The organism is Flavobacterium sp. SH_e (assembly GCF_025717045.1).
Classification (GTDB): Bacteria; Bacteroidota; Bacteroidia; order Flavobacteriales; family Flavobacteriaceae; genus Flavobacterium.
The window spans coordinates 133,563-157,727 of the sequence record NZ_JAOVZN010000005.1 but is presented as its reverse complement, the minus strand read 5'-3'; the positions used below and the strand labels follow the sequence as shown (position 1 = coordinate 157,727).

The 24,165-nt window shown below is 32.6% G+C and carries 19 protein-coding genes; 9 read left to right on the top strand and 10 right to left on the bottom strand.

The genetic code is table 11. The annotated features are described in order from the left end of the window. Nucleotides 1-193: 193 nt before the first annotated feature. A complete protein-coding gene (locus OD917_RS08580) occupies nt 194-1,738 on the bottom strand; it encodes a hypothetical protein (RefSeq protein WP_263523135.1) in 1,545 nt (514 codons plus the stop codon). A 155-nt stretch (nt 1,739-1,893) separates the two neighbouring features. Here OD917_RS08580 and OD917_RS08575 point away from each other — a divergent pair, with 155 nt between their 5' ends. The 7 genes from OD917_RS08575 to acs all read left to right on the top strand — a co-directional run bounded on the left by OD917_RS08575 (nt 1,894) and on the right by acs (nt 12,473). Continuing rightward, entirely contained in the window at nt 1,894-3,060 is a 1,167-nt protein-coding gene (locus OD917_RS08575; protein ID WP_111378209.1) for a 2-isopropylmalate synthase, read from the top strand. 51 nt (nt 3,061-3,111) lie between these two features. Beyond that, entirely contained in the window at nt 3,112-4,230 is a 1,119-nt protein-coding gene (gene leuB, locus OD917_RS08570) for a 3-isopropylmalate dehydrogenase (protein WP_263523134.1), read from the top strand. A 271-nt stretch (nt 4,231-4,501) separates the two neighbouring features. Further along, nucleotides 4,502-6,175, top strand: coding sequence for a dihydroxy-acid dehydratase (gene ilvD, locus OD917_RS08565; RefSeq protein WP_263523133.1), 1,674 nt, complete (start codon nt 4,502-4,504; stop codon nt 6,173-6,175). A 58-nt stretch (nt 6,176-6,233) separates the two neighbouring features. Then, on the top strand, nt 6,234-7,922 hold the full coding sequence (ilvB, locus tag OD917_RS08560; protein ID WP_263523132.1) for a biosynthetic-type acetolactate synthase large subunit: 1,689 nt from the start codon (nt 6,234-6,236) through the stop codon (nt 7,920-7,922). An 89-nt stretch (nt 7,923-8,011) separates the two neighbouring features. Then, on the top strand, nt 8,012-8,533 hold the full coding sequence (gene ilvN / locus OD917_RS08555) for an acetolactate synthase small subunit (protein WP_111291077.1): 522 nt from the start codon (nt 8,012-8,014) through the stop codon (nt 8,531-8,533). A 60-nt stretch (nt 8,534-8,593) separates the two neighbouring features. Further along, entirely contained in the window at nt 8,594-10,063 is a 1,470-nt protein-coding gene (gene ilvC, locus OD917_RS08550) for a ketol-acid reductoisomerase (RefSeq protein ID WP_111369156.1), read from the top strand. 499 nt (nt 10,064-10,562) lie between these two features. After that, a complete protein-coding gene (acs, locus tag OD917_RS08545; protein ID WP_263523131.1) occupies nt 10,563-12,473 on the top strand; it encodes an acetate--CoA ligase in 1,911 nt (636 codons plus the stop codon). A 66-nt stretch (nt 12,474-12,539) separates the two neighbouring features. Here the strand turns inward: acs and OD917_RS08540 are convergent, their stop codons facing one another. The 5 genes from OD917_RS08540 to OD917_RS08520 all read right to left on the bottom strand — a co-directional run bounded on the left by OD917_RS08540 (nt 12,540) and on the right by OD917_RS08520 (nt 17,141). Continuing rightward, a complete protein-coding gene (locus OD917_RS08540; RefSeq protein ID WP_263523130.1) occupies nt 12,540-12,932 on the bottom strand; it encodes a hypothetical protein in 393 nt (130 codons plus the stop codon). Nucleotides 12,933-13,088: 156 nt separating this feature from the next. After that, the gene (locus OD917_RS08535) at nt 13,089-13,685 is read right to left on the bottom strand and encodes a 3'-5' exonuclease (protein ID WP_111291085.1); all 597 of its coding nucleotides are present in this window, start codon (nt 13,683-13,685) and stop codon (nt 13,089-13,091) included. A 2-nt stretch (nt 13,686-13,687) separates the two neighbouring features. Continuing rightward, complete coding sequence (locus tag OD917_RS08530; protein WP_263523129.1) at nt 13,688-15,601, bottom strand: DUF294 nucleotidyltransferase-like domain-containing protein; 1,914 nt, start codon at nt 15,599-15,601, stop codon at nt 13,688-13,690. 654 nt (nt 15,602-16,255) lie between these two features. After that, a complete protein-coding gene (locus OD917_RS08525; RefSeq protein WP_263523128.1) occupies nt 16,256-16,639 on the bottom strand; it encodes a hypothetical protein in 384 nt (127 codons plus the stop codon). A gap of 85 nt (nt 16,640-16,724) precedes the next feature. Further along, complete coding sequence (locus OD917_RS08520; protein ID WP_263523127.1) at nt 16,725-17,141, bottom strand: hypothetical protein; 417 nt, start codon at nt 17,139-17,141, stop codon at nt 16,725-16,727. A gap of 145 nt (nt 17,142-17,286) precedes the next feature. Here OD917_RS08520 and OD917_RS08515 point away from each other — a divergent pair, with 145 nt between their 5' ends. Together OD917_RS08515 and OD917_RS08510 are read left to right on the top strand one after the other, a co-directional pair. Beyond that, nucleotides 17,287-18,516 carry a multidrug effflux MFS transporter gene (locus OD917_RS08515; protein ID WP_263523126.1) on the top strand — a complete coding sequence of 410 codons (1,230 nt, stop codon included), beginning with the start codon at nt 17,287-17,289 and terminating at the stop codon, nt 18,514-18,516. A gap of 155 nt (nt 18,517-18,671) precedes the next feature. Then, the gene (locus tag OD917_RS08510) at nt 18,672-18,944 is read left to right on the top strand and encodes a DUF4242 domain-containing protein (RefSeq protein ID WP_129747121.1); all 273 of its coding nucleotides are present in this window, start codon (nt 18,672-18,674) and stop codon (nt 18,942-18,944) included. A 121-nt stretch (nt 18,945-19,065) separates the two neighbouring features. On the opposite strand, the gene OD917_RS08505 is transcribed toward OD917_RS08510, so the two are convergent. The 4 genes from OD917_RS08505 to OD917_RS08490 form a co-directional block, all read right to left on the bottom strand. Beyond that, nucleotides 19,066-20,331 carry an NAD(P)/FAD-dependent oxidoreductase gene (locus tag OD917_RS08505; RefSeq protein ID WP_263523125.1) on the bottom strand — a complete coding sequence of 422 codons (1,266 nt, stop codon included), beginning with the start codon at nt 20,329-20,331 and terminating at the stop codon, nt 19,066-19,068. A gap of 80 nt (nt 20,332-20,411) precedes the next feature. Next, nucleotides 20,412-21,746: a DEAD/DEAH box helicase gene (locus OD917_RS08500; RefSeq protein ID WP_263523124.1), complete on the bottom strand. Its 1,335-nt coding sequence runs from the start codon at nt 21,744-21,746 to the stop codon at nt 20,412-20,414. Between the two features lie 207 nt (nt 21,747-21,953). Beyond that, nucleotides 21,954-23,492, bottom strand: a complete 1,539-nt coding sequence (locus tag OD917_RS08495; RefSeq protein ID WP_263523123.1) for a DEAD/DEAH box helicase — start codon at nt 23,490-23,492, stop codon at nt 21,954-21,956. Nucleotides 23,493-23,601: 109 nt separating this feature from the next. After that, complete coding sequence (locus tag OD917_RS08490; RefSeq protein WP_263523122.1) at nt 23,602-24,135, bottom strand: DUF6155 family protein; 534 nt, start codon at nt 24,133-24,135, stop codon at nt 23,602-23,604. Nucleotides 24,136-24,165 lie beyond the last annotated feature (30 nt).

Genomic DNA, 24,165 nt, shown 5'->3' with positions numbered 1-24,165 from the left:
TTGTTTAGGTAAAGTTTTTGTCATTTCGACTGAAAGGAGAAATCACACCAGTATTTCCGCACAGAAAGCCTCCAATCTTTATCGAGTTTCGAGTGTGATTTCTCCTCCGTCGAAATGACAAAAAAAGCTGAAAACTATTGTTTTCAGCTTTTTTTATTAGAATTTGGAATTTCTTTATTGGAATTTAAAAAAACTATCGATTATTCAATTTCGCTTTCTCCCTAATAATATCAGCAATTTTTCTATTTTCAATTTTGCTTTCAAGCCACGAAATGATATCTAAATATAAGAAAGCTCTTTTTTCGTAAGTGTTCTTTTCAAGTTCAACAAAACGTGTATGCATTTTTTTGAATTCTTTCTTGATGTCAGCAGGATAAAAATTATTTAAGTTTCTTAAGAATTTAATGATTTCCTTTTGAACTTCATGCAAGTCATTCATTTTCAATAAAAACTTATACGTGCTTTTTAGATGGTTTTCTAAGTAATAATCTTTCCCAAGTTCATAATGTGCAATTAAAGACAATAATCTCGCAAAACACATTAAATCTTCGCGCATTGTTAAATTCTTATTGTTAATGATTTTATCTAAATAATTAATGCATTCATTATATTTTTCATTTCCAAAATAAATAGAAGCAAACTTATAGAAGAATAACATTTCGTGATGTTCATCTAAATGTTCGCTATGCAGTTTTAATTTTTCTAAAATCTCAGGAATTAAGTATTCGCTTTCCGCAAAAGTGCCTTCTAAAATATGTAGGTTTAATTTATTATTATAAACGTACAGAAATGATAAAGACGCAATATTATCGTTTACAGGGAATTTTGGATCAGCAATAGTTTCTTCTAAAAGATTCAAATATTTCTTGAAGTTCGATGTATATTTAAGCATATAAAGCGATTCTAAGAAATAATGATTTCCTTTTAAGAAAAACACTGGATTTAGATAAATCATGTTTGGATTATCATAAAAAAGCTGAACCCATTTATAGGCATATTTATAGCTTGCTAAGAAATCCTGAACTAAAAAGCTTCGCCACAAATTAGCGTTGTAGAACCAATATTTTTCGCGAAAGCCAAATTTGCTTTCGTCTAGTTTTGAAATATGTCTATTAAAGTAATCGTCTATATATTTATATTCCTGATCATTCTTTACGTAACCTGTTTTCAACATGATTCCGTATAGTTGAAGCGATAAATTGGATAATTTGCTTGAAATCGTATTTCGGTAGTTTAATTCTTTAGCTTGAATTACCAATTCGTCAGCACGACCTTGAATACTTCGTGTAATATATTGAGATTCGATTAGTTTTTCGAATTCAACAATTTCATACGCCATATATTTTTCGTCATTCTCTAAAGCTTGCTGTTTTGTCTTATCTAAAATTTTTAAACTCTGCTTATAAAGTCCTTTATTATAAAGAATAACGGCAAAATCCATTTGTTCGCGAAGCTGGTAACGAATATTCTGGCTAGGAATATTTAGCCTTATACTGACTAGAATTTGCTTGTATAAGTATGATTTTAAGTTAGATAACTGTACTTTTTGGATAACACCGCTCTTTAGAATGAGTTTTTCATCGTAAACTTCTGATTTATCTAGAATATTGAATAACTCGATAAATTTTGTGTTTGAACTCGTTTCTAATCGGCTTGCAAAAATTTTAAACTGTCTTTTTTCTGATTTCGAAAGTGATTTTATTAGAACAAATAAGAAATCTTTTTGATGGTTAGCCATTGTAAAAAATAATAATGTAACTTATTGATAATAAATTAGTTAATAGGGTATAAAACGTTTTATGAACAGTATAATTTCATTAAAATGAATTTCGTACTGCGATAGTACAATATATATTTGTTATCAAGATGTGAAATTACATTAAATTAATGAATATGAATAGAGAGAAAGTTCAAATTTTTGACACCACTTTGCGAGATGGTGAACAAGTCCCAGGATGTAAGTTAGATACTAAGCAAAAATTAGTTATCGCAGAACGACTAGACAAAATGGGAGTTGACATTATCGAAGCAGGCTTTCCTGTGTCAAGTCCAGGCGATTTTTTATCGGTCTCTGAGATTTGTAAAATTGTAGAAAATGCAACCGTCTGCGGACTAACAAGAGCCGTAAAAAACGATATTGATGTTGCAGCAGCTGCTTTAAAGCATGCTAAGAAACCTAGAATCCATACTGGAATCGGAACTTCGGAATCTCATATACTCCACAAATTACAAACTACGCCTGAAGATATTATTGCAAGGGCAAAATTTGCAGTATCACACGCTAAATCTTATGTAGAAGATGTTGAATTCTACGCAGAAGATGCTGGTAGAACAGACAATGCTTTCCTTGCAAAAGTTTGTGAAGAGGTTATCAAATCTGGAGCTACGGTATTGAATATTCCTGACACTACTGGATATTGTCTTCCAGAAGAATACGGAGCAAAAATTAAATACTTAAAAGAAAACGTAAAAGGAATCGAAAACGTAATCCTTTCATGCCACTGTCATAACGATTTAGGAATGGCAACTGCAAACTCAATAGCAGGAGCTATAAATGGTGCAAGACAAATTGAATGTACAATTAATGGTATTGGGGAAAGAGCCGGAAATACTGCCCTTGAAGAAGTGGTAATGATTTTCAAACAGCACCCTTACTTAAACTTAGACACAAACATTAATACAAGAGAATTAAACGAAATGAGCCGTTTAGTTTCTGAAAGTATGGGAATGATTGTGCAGCCAAATAAGGCAATCGTAGGAGCAAATGCTTTTGCACACAGTTCTGGAATTCACCAAGATGGTGTAATTAAAAACAGAGCAACTTATGAGATCATGGATCCGTTAGATGTTGGAGTAAATGAATCTTCAATCATTTTAACAGCAAGAAGCGGAAGAGCTGCTTTGGCTTACCGTGCTAAAAAAGTAGGTTACGAATTAACGAAAGTACAATTGGATATCGTTTACATCGAATTCTTGAAATTCGCTGACATTAAAAAAGAAGTTGTAGACGCAGATATTCACCAAATTATAGAAGCTTCTAAAATAGAAGTTAATATTTAAAAAATAAAAATAGGAACAATAAGGATTTAAAGACATAAAGAGCGAGAGATTATGAATTTAAAAATTGCAGTTTTACCAGGAGATGGAATTGGACCTGAAGTAATATTACAGGCTAAAAAGGCTTTGTACGCCATTGGCGAAGTGTATAATCATGAATTTGTTTTTGAAGAAGCGCTGATGGGAGCGGTTGCTATCGATAAAACAGGAAACCCTTTACCAGAGCAAACTTTAAATCTGTGTTTGAATACAGATGCAGTTTTGCTTGGTGCAATTGGAGATCCTAAATACGATAATAACCCAAGTGCAAAAGTTCGTCCAGAGCAAGGATTGCTGAAATTGCGAAAAGAATTAGGATTATTTGCTAATATCCGTCCTATAAAACCTTATAAAGCCTTAATAGAATCTTCTCCTTTAAAAAGAGAAATTATTGAAGGAGCTGATTTTACCATTTTTAGAGAATTAACTGGTGGAGCTTATTTTGGAACCAAAACACTTAATGAAGAAGGAACACATGCTTCAGATTTATGTGAATATTCAGAAGAAGAAATCACTAGAATTGCACATTTAGCTTTTCAATCGGCACAAAAAAGACGTAAAAAACTAACATTAGTAGATAAAGCTAATGTTTTGGAAACTTCTAGACTGTGGAGAAAAGTAGTTCAGAAAGTGAGCGAAGAGTATTCAGATGTTAAGCTTGATTTCTTATTTGTAGATAACGCGGCCATGCAGTTAATCTTAAATCCGAAACAATTTGATGTGATTTTAACAGAGAACTTGTTTGGAGATATTTTATCTGATGAAGCTAGTGTAATTACGGGTTCTATTGGTTTGTTGCCATCGGTATCTTTAGGAGAAAAAAGCGCCTTGTTTGAACCAATTCACGGATCATATCCGCAGGCAAAAGGAAAAAACATTGCCAATCCGATTGCTTCAATTTTAGCTGCTGCACTTTTATTAGAGCATTTTGGATTAACAAAAGAAGCTCATGTAATTTATAAAGCGGTAGAAAAAGCAATTGAATACAAAGTAGTTACTGTTGATTTGAAACCAGATTCAAAATTCGGAACAAACGAAGTAGGAGAGTTCGTTTCTAATTTTATTTTCAGCAAAGATGATTTGCTGTATTTTAATAATGACAATGTAAGTATTGGACAATCAACAATTGTTTAATCTTTTTTGTTAAAATGTGAAGATAATAACAAGAAGTCTTTGAAATGTTGAGATTTTATTTTTTTAGTTCCTTAAGTTTATTTACTTTTGTAACACTAAAAAACAAAGGATGCAAATCTCAATTATTATTACTTCTGTCGTTGTTATCAATGTGATTCACACATCTGCATCGGGAATGTTATAAATATAATTGAAAGACTATATTACAAACCTTCCAAATATTTGGAAGGTTTTTTTTTGAACAAAAAATTAAAAAAAAAATAAAACTATAATGGAATTAAATAAGTACAGCAAGACCATCACACAAGATCAAACACAGCCTGCGGCGCAAGCGATGTTGTATGGAATTGGTTTAACTGAGGAAGATTTAAAAAAAGCACAAGTTGGTATTGTGAGCATGGGTTACGATGGTAACACTTGCAACATGCACCTGAATGATTTAGCACAAGATGTTAAAAAAGGTGTCTGGGATGCAGATCTTGTCGGACTTATTTTTAATACCATTGGTGTCAGTGACGGTATTTCTAACGGAACTGAAGGTATGCGTTACTCACTGGTTTCTCGTGATGTAATTGCAGATTCTATTGAAACTGTTGCAGGAGCACAATGGTACGATAGTATTATTGCAATTCCTGGTTGTGATAAAAATATGCCTGGTGCATTAATCGCAATGGGAAGATTGAACCGTCCATCAATGATGATTTACGGTGGTTCTATTCACTCTGGAAAATGGAAAGGTGAATCTTTAAATATCGTTTCTGCTTTTGAAGCTTTAGGGAAAAAAGTAAAAGGAGAAATTACTCCAGAAGATTTTAAAGGGGTTATTCAAAACGCTTGCCCAGGAGCAGGTGCTTGTGGTGGTATGTACACTGCAAATACAATGTCTTCTGCTATTGAAGCATTAGGAATGAGTTTGCCTTATAGTTCTTCTAACCCTGCTTTAAGCCAAGAAAAAAGAGACGAATGTTTGGAAGCTGGAAAAGCAATCAAAATATTATTAGAAAAAGATATTAAGCCAAGAGACATTATGACTCGTAAGGCTTTCGAAAATGCTATCACAATTGTAGCTGTTTTAGGTGGTTCTACAAATGCTGTTATGCACTTAATTGCAATGGCTCACTCAGTTGGAATCACAATTACTTTAGATGATTTCCAAGCAATTAACGATAGAACACCAGTATTGGCAGACATGAAGCCAAGTGGTAAGTACATGATGGAAGATATTCACGAAGTTGGAGGTATTCCTGCAGTTATGAAATACTTATTGAAAGTTGGACTGATTCACGGAGACTGTTTAACAGTAACTGGAAAAACAGTGGCTGAAAATTTAGCTTCAACTCCAGATTTACAAGACGGACAAGAAGTAATTCATGAAATTCAAAAAGCATTAAAACCAACAGGAAATATCCAAGTTTTATACGGAAATCTTGCTTCTGAAGGTGCTGTAGCAAAAATCAGCGGTAAAGAGGGAGAATATTTCGAAGGGCCAGCTGTTGTATTTGAAGGTGAATTTGAAGTAATTCCAGGTCTTCAAGCCGGAAAAATTAAACCAGGCAATGTAGTCGTCATTAGGGGTTGTGGGCCAAAAGGTGGTCCGGGGATGCCTGAAATGCTGAAGCCTACATCTGCTATTATTGGAGCTGGATTAGGAAGCAGTTGTGCACTAATCACAGACGGTAGATTCTCGGGCGGTTCGCACGGTTTCGTGGTAGGTCACGTTACACCAGAGGCATATGACGGTGGTGGTATTGCACTAGTAAAAGATGGAGATTTAATTGCTATCGATGCTGTGAAAAATACAATCGACCTGAAGATATCTGACGAAGAATTTGCAGCAAGAAAAGCGGCTTGGGTTCAGCCAGCTTTAAAAGTTGACAGAGGGGTTTTACTTAAATACGCTAAATCGGTTTCGAGTGCATCAACAGGATGTGTTACCGATAATTAATTATAAAAAAATCAAAAATCAATTTCAGCAACATTGAAATTGATAAAAACAATATACTATGAAAATATCAGGGGCAGAAGCCGTTATAAGATGTTTATTAGCAGAGGGAGTAGATTTAATTTATGGTTATCCAGGTGGAGCTATAATGCCAGTTTATGACGAATTATATAAATTTCAAGATCAGTTACACCACGTTTTAGTACGTCACGAACAAGGTGCAACGCATGCAGCTCAAGGTTATGCGAGAGCTACAGGAAAAGTAGGTGTAGCAATTGCTACTTCTGGACCAGGTGCTACAAATTTAGTAACTGGTATTGCAGATGCTCAAATCGATTCAACTCCATTAGTATGTATTACTGGGCAAGTTGGAAGACATTTATTAGGATCTGATGCATTTCAGGAAACTGATATTATCGGAATTTCAACTCCGGTAACAAAATGGAACTTTCAGGTAACTGAAGCTTCTCAAATTCCTGAAATTATAGCAAAAGCATTTTACATTGCTCGTTCTGGTCGTCCGGGGCCTGTATTGGTTGATATTACTAAAAATGCTCAATTTGACGAGTTCGAATTTAGTTATGAAAAATGCACAGGAATTAGAAGTTATGTTCCAGTTCCAAAATTAAATTTAGATAAAGTTGCCGAAGCTGCAGCTTTAATCAATAGTGCAAAAAAACCGCTTATTGTTTTCGGTCAGGGAATTATCTTAGGTCAGGCAGAAGCTGAGTTTAAAGCAGTAGTAGAAAAAGCTGGAATTCCTGCAGCTTGGACGATTCTAGGATTATCAGCTTTACCAACAGATCATCCTTTGAACGTTGGTATGCTTGGAATGCACGGAAATTATGCGCCAAATTTACTAACAAACGAATGTGATGTTTTAATTGCTTTCGGAATGCGTTTTGACGACCGTGTTACGGGCAAATTAAGCACTTATGCAAAACAGGCAAAAGTAGTTCACTTCGAAATTGATCCTGCTGAGATTGATAAAAACGTTAAAACAGAAATTGCTGTTTTAGGAGATGTAAAAGAATCTTTAGCTGCTTTATTGCCATTATTAGATGCAAAATCTCACGATGCTTGGCATAATGAATTTAAAGAGTTAAGCAAAGTTGAATACGATTCAGTAATTAAAGAAGAATTAAACCCAACAAACGGCAAAGGAATTTCGATGGGAGAAACTATTGAAATGATTAACAAACATTCAAAAGGAGATGCAATTATCGTTTCAGATGTTGGTCAGCACCAAATGTTTGCTTGCCGTTATGCTAAATTCAATTCGACAAAAAGTAACATTACTTCAGGAGGTTTAGGAACCATGGGATTTGCATTGCCTGCTGCAATTGGAGCAAAAATGGGAAAACCAGAACGTGAAGTAGTGGCGATTATTGGTGATGGAGGCTTCCAAATGACAATTCAGGAACTTGGAACTATTTTCCAAACTCAGGTTCCAGTGAAGATTGTCATTTTAAACAACGAATTCTTAGGAATGGTTCGTCAATGGCAAGAATTATTCTTTGATAACAGATATGCTTCAACAAAAATGATTAATCCAAATTTCATTGCAATTGCAGAAGGATACCATATCAAATCTAAAAAAGTTACACAACGTGAAGATTTAGATGCAGCGGTCGCTGAGATGCTGGCTTCAAAAGATTCATACTTCTTGGAAGTTGTAGTCGAAAAAGAAAACAACGTTTTCCCAATGATTCCAACGGGAGCTTGTGTGTCAGAAATTAGATTAAGTTAAGAAAAAGTTTCAGGTTTCAAGTTTCAAGTTTCACGTTCTCAACAGAACTTGAAACCTGAAACTTGAAACAAAATAAACTAAAAAACAACATGGAAGATAAAACATTTACCATATCGGTATATTCAGAAAATAATGTAGGATTGTTGAATAGAATATCGGGGATATTCTTAAAGCGCCACATTAATATATTAAGTCTAAATGTTTCAGAATCAGAAATAGAGAATGTTTCAAGATTTATCATTGTAGTAAATACTACGGAAAAATGGGTTCAGAATATTGTAGGCCAGATTGAAAAACAAATTGAAGTTATAAAAGCATTTTATCACACAGATGAAGAGACTATTTTCTTAGAAAATGCTTTGTTTAAAATCGCTTCAAGTTTGTTGTTTGACGAGAAACAAATTCAGAATATTATCAAAGAAAGCCAGTCTACAATTGTAACGGTTTCTCGTGATTTCTTTGTGATTTCAAAATCAGGAAGACGTTCTGAAATTGAAGAATTATACCAAAAGTTCAAACCATACGGAATTATGCAGTTTGTACGTTCTGGAAGAATATCAGTTTCTAAACAAAAAATGGAGATTTCTGCATTATTAGAAACCTTTAAATAATAAATCTTAGTTATATAAAATCAATATTAAAATTTCATTTCATTAAATATTAAAACAAAAATGGCAAATTATTTCAATACATTACCACTTAGATTACAATTAGAACAATTAGGAGTTTGCGAATTTATGGAGCAATCAGAATTTGCAGACGGAATTGCAGCATTGGCTGGAAAAAAAGTTGTAATTGTTGGTTGTGGAGCACAAGGTTTGAATCAAGGTTTAAACATGAGAGATTCTGGTTTAGACATTTCTTATGCATTGCGTGCAGATGCAATTGCAGAAAAAAGAGCTTCTTATAAAAATGCAACTGAAAATGGTTTCAAAGTAGGAACTTACGAAGAATTGATTCCAACTGCAGACTTAGTTTGTAACCTTACACCAGACAAACAGCACACTGCTGTGGTAACTGCTATTATGCCATTAATGAAACAAGGTTCTACTTTGTCTTATTCTCACGGATTCAACATCGTAGAAGAAGGAATGCAGATTCGTAAAGATATCACTGTTATTATGTGTGCTCCTAAATGTCCAGGTTCTGAGGTGCGTGAAGAGTACAAAAGAGGATTTGGAGTTCCAACTCTTATTGCAGTTCACCCAGAAAATGATCCAAACGGATTTGGTTTAGATCAAGCAAAAGCTTACGCTGTAGCAACTGGTGGACACAGAGCGGGAGTTTTAAGATCATCTTTCGTAGCTGAAGTAAAATCAGATTTAATGGGTGAGCAAACTATTCTTTGTGGATTATTGCAAACAGGATCAATTTTATGTTTCGATAAAATGGTTGAAAAAGGAATCGATGCTGCTTACGCTTCTAAATTAATCCAATACGGATGGGAAACTATCACTGAGGCTTTAAAACACGGTGGTATTACAAATATGATGGATCGTTTAAACAATCCTTCAAAAATTGAAGCTTACGAATTGGCTGAAGAATTAAAAGACATTATGCGTCCATTATTCCAAAAACACCAAGACGATATCATTTCTGGAGAATTTTCTAGAACTATGATGATCGACTGGGCTAATGATGATGTTAACTTATTGAAATGGAGAGCTGCAACAGGAGAAACTAACTTCGAAAAAACAGCTCCACAAGAAGCTCCAATCTCAGAGCAAGAATATTTTGATAATGGAGTATTAATGATTGCAATGGTAAAAGCTGGTGTTGAGTTAGCTTTTGAAACAATGACTGAAGCTGGAATCATCGAAGAATCAGCTTACTACGAGTCATTACACGAATTGCCATTAATTGCAAACACAATCGCAAGAAAGAAATTATTCGAAATGAACCGTGTAATTTCTGATACTGCTGAGTACGGATGTTACTTATTTGATCATGCTTGTAAGCCATTATTGACTGAATTCATGAAAAAAGTTGAAACTAACATAATTGGTAAACCATTTTCAACTTCAAACGGAGTAGACAATGCAGTACTTATCGCTGTAAACAGAGAAATTCGTCAACATCCTATTGAAGAAGTAGGAGCTTGGTTGAGAGAGTCTATGACAGCAATGAAAAAAATTGGATAATTAAAAAAATTGGGAATTCCCGCAGAATTCGATTTTGCGGGATTTGCACTGTATCAATGATTTGTAATATTTTGAATTAGTAAGCACTTATTAAGATAATAGATATAGATGCATATTGCATTCACTTAACTTCCAGTGAGAGTAAGTTAAGTGAGGCTAATCCCTAAAATTGGGGTATATTTTTACTTAAAAAATATACTTGTTGAAATTTCTATGTTAATTAATAATGATGCTGCTATTTTCAAAATAGAGAAAAACTCGCAGTGCAGTTGACAAAATTAATTGTTATTGAAATTTGTTAAATTAAAAAAGGCATAATATCTATTTATTATGCCTTTTTTGCCCTTTCTAAATTGCTTTAAAAATTAAAATTTTAAAACAAACACAAATAATTATCATATTTTATTAAATAAATGTTTTTATTTGGTAAAATTTATGAATTAAATTATTTCACGAATACGTTCAGATTTAATACATTTATAAAAAAATTCAACAAACGATGAGCTATTACAAAATTGAAAATTTAGAACAATATTTTAAACATTATAATAAGTCAATAAGAGAGCCAAGAAAATTTTGGGGAAAAATAGCTGAAGAAAATTTTACATGGTACCAACAATGGGAAAAAGTAGTTGATTTTAATATGGCTGAAGCTGAAGTAAAATGGTTTACAGATGCTAAAGTTAACATTACCAAAAATTGTATTGATAGACATTTAAGCAAAAGAGGAGAAAAAACGGCGATTATTTTTGAGCCGAATGATCCTTCTGAAGAAGCTTTACATATTACGTATAATGAATTATACGAGAGAGTTTCAAAAATGGCAAACGTTCTTCGCGAGCAAGGTGTTCGTAAAGGAGATAGAGTTTGTATTTACTTACCAATGATTCCAGAATTAGCAGTTTCTGTTTTAGCTTGTGCTAGAATTGGAGCGATTCACTCTGTTGTTTTTGCTGGATTTTCTGCTTCTGCAGTTTCTGCCAGAATCAATGATTGCGAATGTAAAATGGTAATTACATCTGATGGAGGTTATAGAGGCAATAAAACAATTGATTTAAAAGGAATTGTAGATGAAGCTCTAGATACTTGCCCTTCTGTAACTAAAGTTTTAGTTGCAAAAAGAACTAATACAGATGTTAAAATGAAAGAAGGCCGTGATATTTGGTTACAGCCATTATTAGATGCAGCTTTAGATAATAGCGTTGCCGAAATTATGGATGCCGAAGATCCTTTGTTTATTTTATATACTTCAGGATCAACAGGAAAGCCAAAAGGAATGGTTCATACGACGGCAGGTTACATGGTTTATACTGCTTATACTTTTAAAAATGTTTTCAATTACGAAGACAATGATATTTTCTGGTGTACTGCAGACATTGGTTGGATCACAGGTCACTCTTATATATTATACGGGCCATTATTGAATGGTGCTACAACCGTAATTTTCGAAGGAGTTCCTTCTTATCCAGATTTTAGCCGTTTTTGGGATATTATCGAAAAACATAAAATCACACAATTCTATACTGCGCCAACAGCAATCCGTTCGTTAGCAAAAGAAAGTTTAGATTATATTCAAAAATATCCTCTTAAATCACTTAAAGTTATTGGATCTGTTGGAGAACCAATTAACGAAGAAGCTTGGCACTGGTTTAATGACCACGTGGGAGATAAGAGATGTCCAGTTGTGGATACTTGGTGGCAAACTGAAACTGGTGGAATCATGATTTCTCCAATTGCTTTTGTTACGCCAACAAAACCAACTTATGCAACATTACCATTACCAGGAATTCAGCCAGTTTTAATGGATGAAAAACGTAATGAAATTGAAGGAAATCAAGTAGTTGGAAGTTTATGTGTTAAATTTCCTTGGCCTGGAATTGCTAGAACTATTTGGGGTAATCACGATCGTTACAAAGAAACTTATTTCTCTGCTTTCCCAGGAAAATATTTTACAGGTGATGGAGCTTTAAGAGACGAAGTTGGATACTACAGAATTACAGGTAGAGTTGATGATGTTGTAATTGTTTCTGGACATAATTTAGGAACAGCACCAATTGAAGACGCAATCAACGAGCACCCTGCTGTAGCAGAATCTGCGATTGTTGGATTCCCACATGATATTAAAGGAAATGCATTATATGGTTTTGTTATTCTAAAAGAAACAGGTGAAGTTAGAAATAAAGAGAACTTAACTAAAGAGATCAATCAATATATTGCAGATCACATTGGACCAATCGCGAAATTAGATAAAATCCAATTCGTTTCTGGTTTGCCAAAAACTCGTTCAGGAAAAATTATGCGTAGAATTTTACGTAAAATTGCAGAAGGAGATTTCTCTAATTTTGGAGATACAACAACTTTATTGAATCCAGAAGTTGTAGAGCAAATTATGAAAGACAGAATAGCTTAATTTTAAACATAAATAGAAAATGCCTCTTAATAAAAGAGGCATTTTTTTATTTAATACTAATTGGAATTATTGAGCAATTTTTGATTTTTCCTCGTTCACAAAAACAAGAGGCTGCATGTTACTTAAATTAGTAAGTGATAAAATTCCATTTTTGTTTTCATTAATTCCATTTATTTTAAAACAAAACTCATTACCATCTTTATCACGTAAAGTTACAAATTCAGCAGTATCATCTGAGTAATTTTGACAGCTGTGTGAAACGGTATATTTATACATTACTTTCATTTGGTTATTGTTGTAATTGTAAACTTTTCCGTCTTGAGTAAAAACCCATTTTGTATTTCGGTTTGTATTGGAATACCAATTTCCCAGAATACGTTTAGACGAAAGATCTTGATTTTGTGCAAAAATTGCTGGTGCTGAAAACAGAAACAGCAATAGAAATAATAAATTTTTCATGGTTCGCATCTTATAAATATTTGACCATAAAATTACAATTTTACTTAATTTGAAAGATAATTGAGTTTGTAAATTTCCATTAAAAAAAAATACCTCTTAAATCAATAGGAGGTATTTTTTTATCTCAAAAATTGGAATTTTTACATTTCAAAATTTTTACTTGATTCCTAATCTAGATTTTAATTTTAAAAATAAAAGTCCGATTTTGTATGCATCTTCAGAAGAAGAGTTTCGATCACTTTTCGGAATTTTATAAATTTCGCACAAATCATCTAGAGAAAACTGCTTGTCATTTATGTCTGTAAGTTTTCTATACATTACATCAACATCTAAAGCTTCATTTTTTAGTCGTCCACAATCTAAGCGTTCCAAGGCTGCGTTCAGCATTTCAATATCAAAATTGATGTGATGTCCAACTAAAATTGAGTTTCCAATAAAATTAACAAAAGCTTCAAGTGCGTCAGGTTCAGGCATTTTCATCATTTTACTCTCAATGATAAATTCATTTGAAAGTCCGTTATCTTGAAGGTATTTATATTGTAGTAAAACGGTTTCAAAATTTTCTTTTATTACAATACTGTCATCAATTACAGAAAATGCACCCAAAGATAATATAACATCTTTATCCGGATTAAGCCCAGAAGTTTCTGCTGATAAAACAACAAACTTATTAGGTTTAGTTTCGAATTTAGTTAAATAGTCTTTCCAAAAATCTGGATAGTCTTTGTTGATATTTTTTAGCCAGTCTAGCATATTTATGAGAATTGTGTCAATTGAAATTTACTCTTAATCAGTTCCTCCAGGTCTTTCATTGGGGCTAACGCATTTTTTAATTTCTCTTTGTCAGATTTTGACATTTCTCTTAAGTTAATATATTGGCCAGAGTCGTCATTTTTTAATCCTTCAACAGTTCTAAATTTTGAAAGTGTTAAAAAAGCCTCTGCACAGCTTAAATAAATTTCAGCATTTTTAGAATCTGTTATAGCTAATTGCTTGAATCTTAAGTATGTATTTTGAATTCCTTTTATATTTGCATTTAATATCAATAAACGAGCGCCATCAATTAATGGCATCAATGCACGAGTTTTGATGTCAAATTTCTCTTTGTGCGGACCGTCTTCTTCTGTTATAAATTTCTTGAAGAAACTTAATGGAGAATTTTTCTTTAAAGCATCATTTCCTAAAAAGTCAAAGAATAAAGTATTGTTGACAGCATTCTTGAAAATCACATTTTCTATAGCTTCTTCAATTTTAGCTTCGCCAAATACAATTTCATAATCAAAGAAAATACTGCTCAAATCATTACTATTTTCACCTGGAGTATTCATCCAGCTATTGTATTGTTTTGTCCAGTCACTCAATGATTTGCACCAAAGCATATTGCTTCCCATATGTCCGTTTGGGCAATAGTCATAACCAACTTTTTCTAAAATAGAAGTTGTTCTTTTTGCCAATCTTAAGAAATAATCTTTTACTTCTCTATATTTTTCAGGAGTAACATCTTCAAAAATCAAAATACTGTCTTGATCAGTAAGCAAAAGTTGCTCCTTACGCCCTTGACTTCCAATGCTTAACCAAGCAAAACGTGCAGGAGGGGAGCCTAAATCTAAAATTGATAATTCAACTGCCCTTTTTATAATTGCTAAGTTAATTTCACTCGCAATATTACTAACGTGAGAAATTGGAATATTTTTTTGAATCGAATTCTGGATCAAATCAGAAAGACGATCACGAATTTGTTTTAAGTCTTTTGGTAACTGCGAACGCTTAATCTCTTTAATTAAGACGCCAGGGTTACTAGCTTGAGCAACAATAAGATCGTGCTCAGAAATAATACCTTTTACAACAGATTTGCTTGTGCCGTCTTTTGTAACACATAAATGTGTAACATTGTGTTTAAGCATTAACAATTGAGCTTCTGCCAAAGAAACATTTTCAAGAACAGTAACAACTGGAGACGACATGATTTTGTCAATTGTTTCTGTAATAGGATAGCGGCCAGTGGCAATTTTAGACGATAAATCGGCATTGGTAACAATACCAATTGGATGATTTTTTTCGCAGATTATAATATTGTCAAGCATAGAATCTGTCATCAAAATTGCGACATCTTTTATGATAGAACCAGCCTGAGTTGTTAATGGAGAATTATTATAGTTAAGTGACTGAATGTATTGCATTTCTGTCTGCTGATCAAGATAATCGGCATCAGAAATCAATTTCCCATTAGAATTCATGCTGTCTTTTGTATGGCGCGAATTCACTGCAAAACTTTCTAATAAAAAGTTTAAAACATCTGAATTATTGGCAACAAAAGGTCTAAAAACAGCAATTGGAATAGCATAAATAATGCTTTCTTCACGTGCTTTAGCAGTCATCATATAGTTATTTTTGGCAAAAAACGGACGTAAGCCAAAAATATCTCCTTCATGACATTTATTTATAATGGTTTCTTCAGCGTCTGCAATGGTTGTAAGATTGATAACACCAGAAGCTACAACATAAAAGCTTTCGTGAAGCGGATCGTTATTTTGAAATAATACCGCATGTTTTTCTAAATTGATTACACGAATATTCGTAGCAATATCCGATAATTCCTGGAAAGTTAAATTATCAAATGGTTTGTATTCTTTTAAAAAATCTGCAATATGCTCAGCGACTGTATTCATATATGTGATAATTTATTTTTTAAAGTATCGAATGTAAAAATAGTAAAATAAAGTCTTACAATGAAAGTATCTTTAGCAGAAACTAATTATTTTAAAGAAATGTTAAAAGATAATGGTAATAAGACTTGAAAAAGCTTTAATGTTTTCAAAATGATTGGCAAACCAGATCGATACTATTGCAATATTTGAAAATATTTTAATACCAAAATCATATAGCGCATTTATGAATATTTGAATTTAAGAAAAATGTTTTAATTATAAAATAAACTCTCTAGAAATCCAGCACGCTAAATTTTCAATATTTGAGATTTCTAAAAAATAAAAATCATACAGCGCATGTATATAAGCGATTTGAATTTGAAGAAAATAACTTGATTAAGAAACAAACTGCATAATCCAGCAAGCTAAAATTTTAATATTTGAGAATTTTAAAAAATAAAAATTATATAGCGTATTTATAAGAGGTTTCAGTTTTAAGAAATAAAACAAATTGTAAGTAAAAATATATCTTTAGAGGCAGGAAGGTAAATTTGCCGTAAATGAAAATTTTATAAACAAAAGTCTGTATAGCACAATTATAGTGCATTTTCTAAAATATTCTATTTTACATAATATAAATTATAGGTCAAAAATGAGATAACTCTAAAAACGGAGTTATTCGTATAATTTTTTCAAAATCATCTCTTTTGGTACAACATCGCCTCCTCCGTTTTTTGTAAACTGAATTACCCCATCGTTTACAAATAAAACTGCGCTAGATTTTGTTCCGTCTTTATCTTTCAATTTAATTTGAGCTTTATCTCCAAGCGGATAAACATCTCCGGTAACTTCTAAAATTCCTGAATTTAGTTCTTTATGATCGCTTGTAACTTCAGCAGTTCCAAAAATCTTAGAATTTGACTGCGCTATTGTTATCGTGAAAATAAATTCTTTTTTACAGTCTTTGCATTTTTCATTTCCCCAAGTTCCAGAAAATCTATTTTGCTGTGAATATGATTTCAAAGTAATCAAAAATGCGATAAAAAGAAATTTTTTCATTGTGAATCGTTTCATTAAAAATTTGAATCAAATATAAATTAAAAAAGCATCATAAATCTATGATGCCTTTTTAATCTCTAAAAAATTATAGCTTTTTCAAATAAACTGATTTTCCGTTCAACGATACATCAATTTGATTTGTTTTTTCATTAAAAGTTGTTCGCAAAGCATTTCCGTTAAAAATCGTAACGTCACCATAAACGTGACCAGCTTCATTAGAAGTATAATCAAATTTTACTTTTTTGTTTCCTGGTTCGATTCCTAGTTTATAGCTTGAAAATTTGGTTCCTCTTAAATCAAAATCTTGCTGAGAATCAATAATTTTACCGTCTGCGTAAAAATTAGTAACCGATTTGCTTAATGAAATGTCTGGATAATATTGATTTACTTTTTTTAAAAGCTCATATTGCTCAACACTAGCTTCTTCTTGTTTTGATGTAATGGTTTGAGCAAATGAAATTGATGTGCATAAAACTGCTAATAACAAAAGGTACTTTTTCATAGTTTCTTAATTTAAAGATTAATAGATAGTTGCGATAAATAATTTTCGCGATTACTTTAATTTATTGTTATAAACTTCTTCAAGTTCTATAACAAGGTATGAAATCTTTACCTTTGCAAAAAATTATAAGCCTTTTTTTAAGAAAATGACAACAAAAAAATATATTCAGCTTATCCTAATTTTGGGTTCTTTAACCGCTCTCGGTCCTTTCTCAATAGATATGTATCTGCCTGGTTTCTCAGGAATTGCAAAAGATTTAAATACGTCTGTTGCTAAAGTTTCTATGAGTTTATCCAGTTATTTCATAGGAATTTCTGCTGGACAGTTGCTTTATGGGCCTTTATTAGACCGTTTCGGGCGTAAAAAACCATTATTTATGGGACTTCTAGTTTATATTTTAGCTTCGTTAGGATGTGTTTATGTCTCTGATATTGATGCTTTTATACTGCTTCGTTTTATTCAAGCCATAGGAAGTTGTGCTGCTACAGTTGCTTCTGTGGCCATGGTTCGTGATTTATTTCCGGTAAAAGACATTCCGAAAGTATTTTCTCTTCTGATGCTTGTGCTTGGGCTTTCGCCAATGCTGGCGCCTACAATTGGCGGTTATGTTACAGAAGATTATGGTTGGCACACGGTATTTCTTATTTTAATGTGCATGGGAATTGCTGTTTTATTGGCTTCTCAAATTGGTTTACCAAACAGTTATAAACCTGATACTTCTATATCTTTAAAGCCAAAACCTATTATTTCTAACTTTTTGAAAGTTCTTAAAGAACCGCAATTTTATACTTATGCCTTCACAGGAGCAATTGCATTTTCTGGATTATTTACTTATGTAGCGGCCTCACCTATAATTTTTATGGATATTTACCATGTTGATGCTAAAACGTATGGTTGGATTTTTGCTTTTATGTCTGTTAGTTTTATTGGTTCGAGTCAGTTAAATTCGGTTTTATTGAAGAGATTTTCGAGTGAACAGATGATTTTTGCTGCATTAATTTTGCAATCTGTTGTTAGCATTGTCTTTCTTGTACTTTCTTTAAACAACCTTTTAGGATTGTATGAAACTATAGCAATTCTTTTTGTGTTTTTAGGCTGTTTAGGAATTTCAAATCCAAATACAGCTGGACTTACGATGGCTCCATTTGCAAAAAATGCAGGAAGCGCTTCAGCTTTAATGGGCGCTATTCAATTAGGTTTAGGATCTTTGGCTTCCTTTGCTGTTGGAATTTTTGTAAAGGATTCTGTAGCTCCAATGGTTTTCATTATGACAGTTACTACAATTATTGCCTTTATAGTTTTAAATATTGGTAAGCGTTTTATCAAGCAAAAGGTAGAATTATCTTCAGAAGATAATTTCACATCTGGGCATTAATAGTTTGTAAGTATTTAAAAATCAATTTACTGATTGCTTTTGCAATTTTATTTCATTAATTTTATATAGCATGAAATGGAATGGAATCCAGATACCATTTGAAAAACGGGGCGAAACCGAAAAGCCACATGAGTAGGAATAAATTTCGAAATATTATGCCGAAGTATGTTATTGAAAGAGAAATCCCAAATGCTGGTAAACTTACATCTGATCAATTAAAAAGTATTTCACAGGCTTCCTGTGGTGTACTCAGTCAACTAGGAACACAAATTCAGTGGGTAAATAGCTATATTACAAACGATAAACTTTATTGCATTTATATAGCGCCAAATGAGGAAATGGTTTATGAACACGCTAAATTAGGAGGTTTTCCAGCTAATTCAGTTAATCAAGTAACAGGAATAATTGACCCAACTACTGCTGAATAAATAGTTAAATTTCAATTGATTAAAATTCCAATATTGAATCCCAAATTAAAAAAAGAAAGCCGAAATCTAAATGATTTCGGCTTTTTATGTATAAATTTCAAGAAATTGGAATTTTTAAATTTTAATTCTGAGTTTTCTTATCTGGTCTAATAATCATTCTAAGTGACTGATCTTTTGCGAAATAAGCTACCATCCAGTTCCAAAATGTATTTAATCTGTTTCTATATGTAATCAAAGAAATCAAGTGGATAAACAACCAGATGATCCATGCAAAAAAACCTTTAAAATGCCATTTTGGACTTGGTAAATCTACAACGGCTTTTGCTTTCCCAATAATTGCCATAGAACCTTTATCATTGTAAGCGAAAGGTTTAAGCGGTTTATTTGCTATCATTGCTTTAAAGTTCTTAGCGAGGTTTAATCCTTGCTGAATTGCAACTTGTGCAACCTGAGGATGTCCGTCAGGGAAATTTTTATCTCCGGCTGTAATTGCAGTATCTCCAATTGCATAAATATGATCTACACCGTTTACTTTGTTGAATTCGTCTGTTGCCATACGTCGGCCACGACCGTAACTTTCTTTTGGAATTCCATCGAAAATTTTAGCTGAAACTCCAGCTGCCCAAATTAAATTTCTTGTTTTGATAGTTTCACCGTTTTCAAACATTACTGTATCATCAACGTAATCTACAACTTTGGTATTTAGTTTTACAACAACACCTAGTTTAGTCAAAGCTTCTAAAGTATCTTTTTGCGATTCTTTACTCATTGGTGCTAATAAGGCATCACCACCATCAACTAAATAGACATTACTTGCAGATGTATCTAATTCAGGGTATTCTTTTAAAAGTATATTTTTGCGCATTTCAGCAAACATACCAGAAACCTCTACTCCTGTTGGCCCCCCTCCTGCTACTACGATTGTAAGTAATTTACGTCTTTTTCGCATATCCTTACAAATGGCAGCTTTTTCTAAGTTTTTAAGCAATGTATTACGCATTACGATGGCATCATTTAAGGTTTTCATCGGAATTGCATTTTTCATTACGTTCTCCATGCCAAAATAACTCGTCTCTGCTCCGGTAGCAAAAACTAAGTAGTCGTATTCTAACTCTCCGTTGCTTAGTGTAATCTTTTTTTCTGCAGGAGAAACAGATAATAATTCGCCTAAACGAAAACTAAGATTCTTTTTACCTGCGAAAAATTTTCTAAAAGGATAACTAATGCTCGAAGGTTCTAAAAATGCCGTAGCAACTTGATATATAAGTGGTGGGAAAAAGTTATAATTATTTTTGTCTACAAGAGTTACTTGTATTTGAGGCTGATTTACGAGCTCTTTTGCTAGATTGATTCCCGCAAATCCACCTCCAATAATGACTATTTTCATATATGTTGTAATTAATAGGATTATAGAATATTTCCTTATAAAAGTACAACTTTAATATACAATGACAAAAGTCATATTATTTACTTTTTGATTTTTTTAACTGTTTTATCAACTATATCGATTTTGTTCTGTAGGACATAACTTGCCATTAATTTCTCGATTAGTTCCTCTTTGGTTAAATGATGAAAAACAGTTTTTACTCTCGTTTTTAAATCGCTAGAAAGCTCGTAGTTAGGTTTTGTTTTGAAGATCTGTTTTGCCCATAAAAGCATATTATTTTCTTCAAGACTTGCCGCTGATGGTTTTTTGAATTCAGAAAATTTAATTCCTAATTCTCTTTCGAAATCAGCAATTTCAAAAACTTCTTCTTGCTGTAAAACAGTTAAAGAAAGTCCTTTTGCTCCTGCCCTTGCCGTTCTTCCGCTTCTGTGAACGTAGTTTTCGTATGTATCAGGTAAGTGATAATTAATGACATACGAGATTTCTTTTACATCAATTCCTCTAGCAGCCAAATCGGTTGCCACTAAAATATTGATATGTCCTTCACGAAACTGTTCCATAATTCGATCACGAATTCCTTGTGTTAAACTTCCGTGAAGCGCTCCAGAAGAAAATTTATTGATAGCCAGATTTTTAGCCAATTTATTAACCGCAGCTTTTGTTTTACAGAAAATAATTCCTCTTTCGCCTTCTCTTGAATTTAAGAAATGCATTAAAACTTCCAATTTTTCAATCGGATCTACAACAATATATTCGTGATCAATTCCTTCGTTACCAACCGTTTCCATGTTAGCACTTATTTGAACGACATTTTTATTCAAATAGTTCTGAATTAACTGTTTGATTGCGCCTGGAAGTGTTGCTGAAAATAATAATGTGCGTCGTTTTTTAGGAAGTTCTGCAACAATTTCGTCTAAACCTTCTTTTAAAATAGCAATCATTTCGTCTGCTTCATCTAAAACTAGATATTCTGTAGTTTTTAAATCAATTGCTTTACGCTGAATCAAATCGATTAAACGTCCTGGTGTAGCTACAACAATCTGAGCGCCTTCTTTTAATCTTTCAATTTGAGGTTTTATTGGAGTTCCCCCACAAATTGAAGCAATTGATATACTAGGAATATATTTTGCAAAAGCCTCTAGATTTCTAACAATCTGTTGTCCCAACTCTCTTGTGGGAACTAAAATTACAGCTTGCACAGCAGTTGCTTCTGAATTAACTAATTGTAATAATGGCAATCCGAAAGCAGCGGTTTTTCCTGTTCCAGTTTTGGCTAAACCAACAATATCGTGAGTTTCGCTCAAAAATAACGGAATTGTTTTTTGCTGAATTTCTGTTGGTTCAACAATATTTAATTCGCTTAAAGCTTTTAAAATTGGAGCCGAAATTCCTAATGTTGAGAATGGTTTAGACATGTTCTTTAATTTTGTTTGCTTCGCCCGTTCGGCATTCTGCCTCGGGTTAAGTTTCAGGTTTCAAGTTACACCAAAAACTTAATAAGTTGAAAGGAGAAATCACATTTGCTTTGAAATGCTATTTCTCCTTTTGTAAATTGATAATATTTTAGATTCCAACAACTTGAAATATGAAACCTGAAACTTTAAACTTTTTTAACTCACAAATCAATCGGGTTCGTTCATGATTTTCTCACGATACTTTTTACCAATTAATAAAGTCAATCTTTGTTTGTAATCGTCAACCAGCCATTCACGGTAGTTTTTACTGCATTGACTCAAACATTTAGAATAACGTTTGATACGATCTTCAATATCATCTTCTAATTCTTTAGCAAGCATTTTTGCTTCCTGAAGTGTTTCTGTATTATCTACGCACATTCCCGCATGCTGATCTAGAGATTTATCTAAAACTACTTTAGAACGAAGATTTTGTTTAATGATTAATTTGTGCTCTTCATCAACGTCAAAACTTACATCGGCCGTTTTACTGAATTTCGCGCGTAATTCCGGCGGCATGCTGTATTTAAAGAACATCTCAATTTCATGATCATCACGTAAATTCTCCAAATAAAATTCAGGTGATTTAAAAATGTGCTGCCAGTTTACAGGATCGCTCCATAAACCAAAACGAGCGGCATTATTTCCTAAATCGATAACTGTAAATTCATCTTTTCCAGGTAATTTACGAGAACCACGGCCAATCATTTGGAAATATAAAGTCAACGATTTTGTTGCTCTGTTCAAAATAATAGTTTCTACAGTTGGCTCATCAAAACCAGTTGTCAAGATTCCGACAGAAGTCAAAATTGCGTCTGGAGTCTTTTTAAACCATTGTAAAATGTCTTTACGCTCTTCAGAACTACTTGTATTGTCTAAGTGTCTGATATCGTAACCTGCTTCTCTAAAAGTTTCATATACATATAAAGAAGTATGGATACCGTTATTGAAAATCAAAGTTTTCTTTCCTAGCGAACGTTCTGTATACGCATGAAGCAACTTTTCCTGCATCAAAGTATTGGTATACAAATCATCAGATGATTTTACCGTATAATCTCCATTGATACCCACTTTTAATGAAGTTAAACCAACATCGTAGCTATAAGTTGTTGCTCTAGCCAAAAATCCTTTATCGATTAATGAACCAATAGTATCTCCCACAATAAGTTCATGGTAGCTTTGGTGCATTGGTAATTTTATATTAGAACTCAAAGGCGTTGCTGTTACCCCAAGAATAAAAGCATTTTTAAATGAGTTTAATAGTTTTCTAAATGAGTTGTAATGTGCCTCATCAATAATAACCAAACCAATATTATCTAAATGAAGTTTTTCATCATTAATACGGTTTTTTAAAGTTTCAACCATTGCCACAAAACATGAAAAATCATTTTGATCTGGCAATTCTTTTACTTTACTATTGATTATTTTGTTTGTAACGCCAAAACCAGTTAACATTTTTGAAGTTTGTTTACAAAGTTCGATACGGTGCGTTAAAACAACCACTTTTTTATCATTATGAGATAAATAGCGGCGAACGATTTCAGAAAATATTACTGTTTTTCCTCCTCCAGTTGGAAGCTGATACAATAAGTGGTGTTTAGGAGGAGCATTGTCTAAACGGTCAAAAATAGCGTCAATATCGCCTTTTTGGTATGCATACAGTTCTTTCTTCTCTTCTCTTTGTATTTCTAAAGTGTTTTGAGACATTGTTTATTTTTGGATTTTTGCAAAAATACATCTAAAAAACAGTTATTCATCTTATTTTAACCTAAAATAAATGTTTTTTTTAAATAAAGATTTTTTATGAGAAAGCCTTTTAGTAGTCAATTTTGTCCAAAATCACCTCAAAATCGTACTTATTTTTCCATTTTTGCTGTAAAATTTCCTCGTAAATTGCGTTAATACGTAATTTAAAATCATTAAAAATGCCATTTGCAATGATAAAATTAACAGCTTGTTCGAAAGAATTAAAGATACTTTTATAGAATAAATCCTGTTTAATAAAATTTTGAGAAGAATAAGTTTGAGCGATCTCAATATTATAAAGCATAATATCTGCCACTATATAAGGATCTACTCCCAGCATCATAAAATGCTTTATAAGTTTTTGCGCAACCGATCTTCGCATTTTGGCTTTTGGGCGCCATTTTGCTCCAGGTTTTTTAATAGGGAAATATTCATGTGAGATTTTGACTTTTGCATCCTGAAGTAATTTGTCTTCTTTTGGGTTAAAAACAAAGTCATAATAGACTTTTACGGGAGCAAATTTCTCGTACAATTCTATCAATTGTTCTTCTAATTGCTCTTTGGTTAATTCGCCTAAATATTTTTTTAAATCTCTTTTACTCATTCTCAAAACTTAAGGTTACAAAAGTAAATT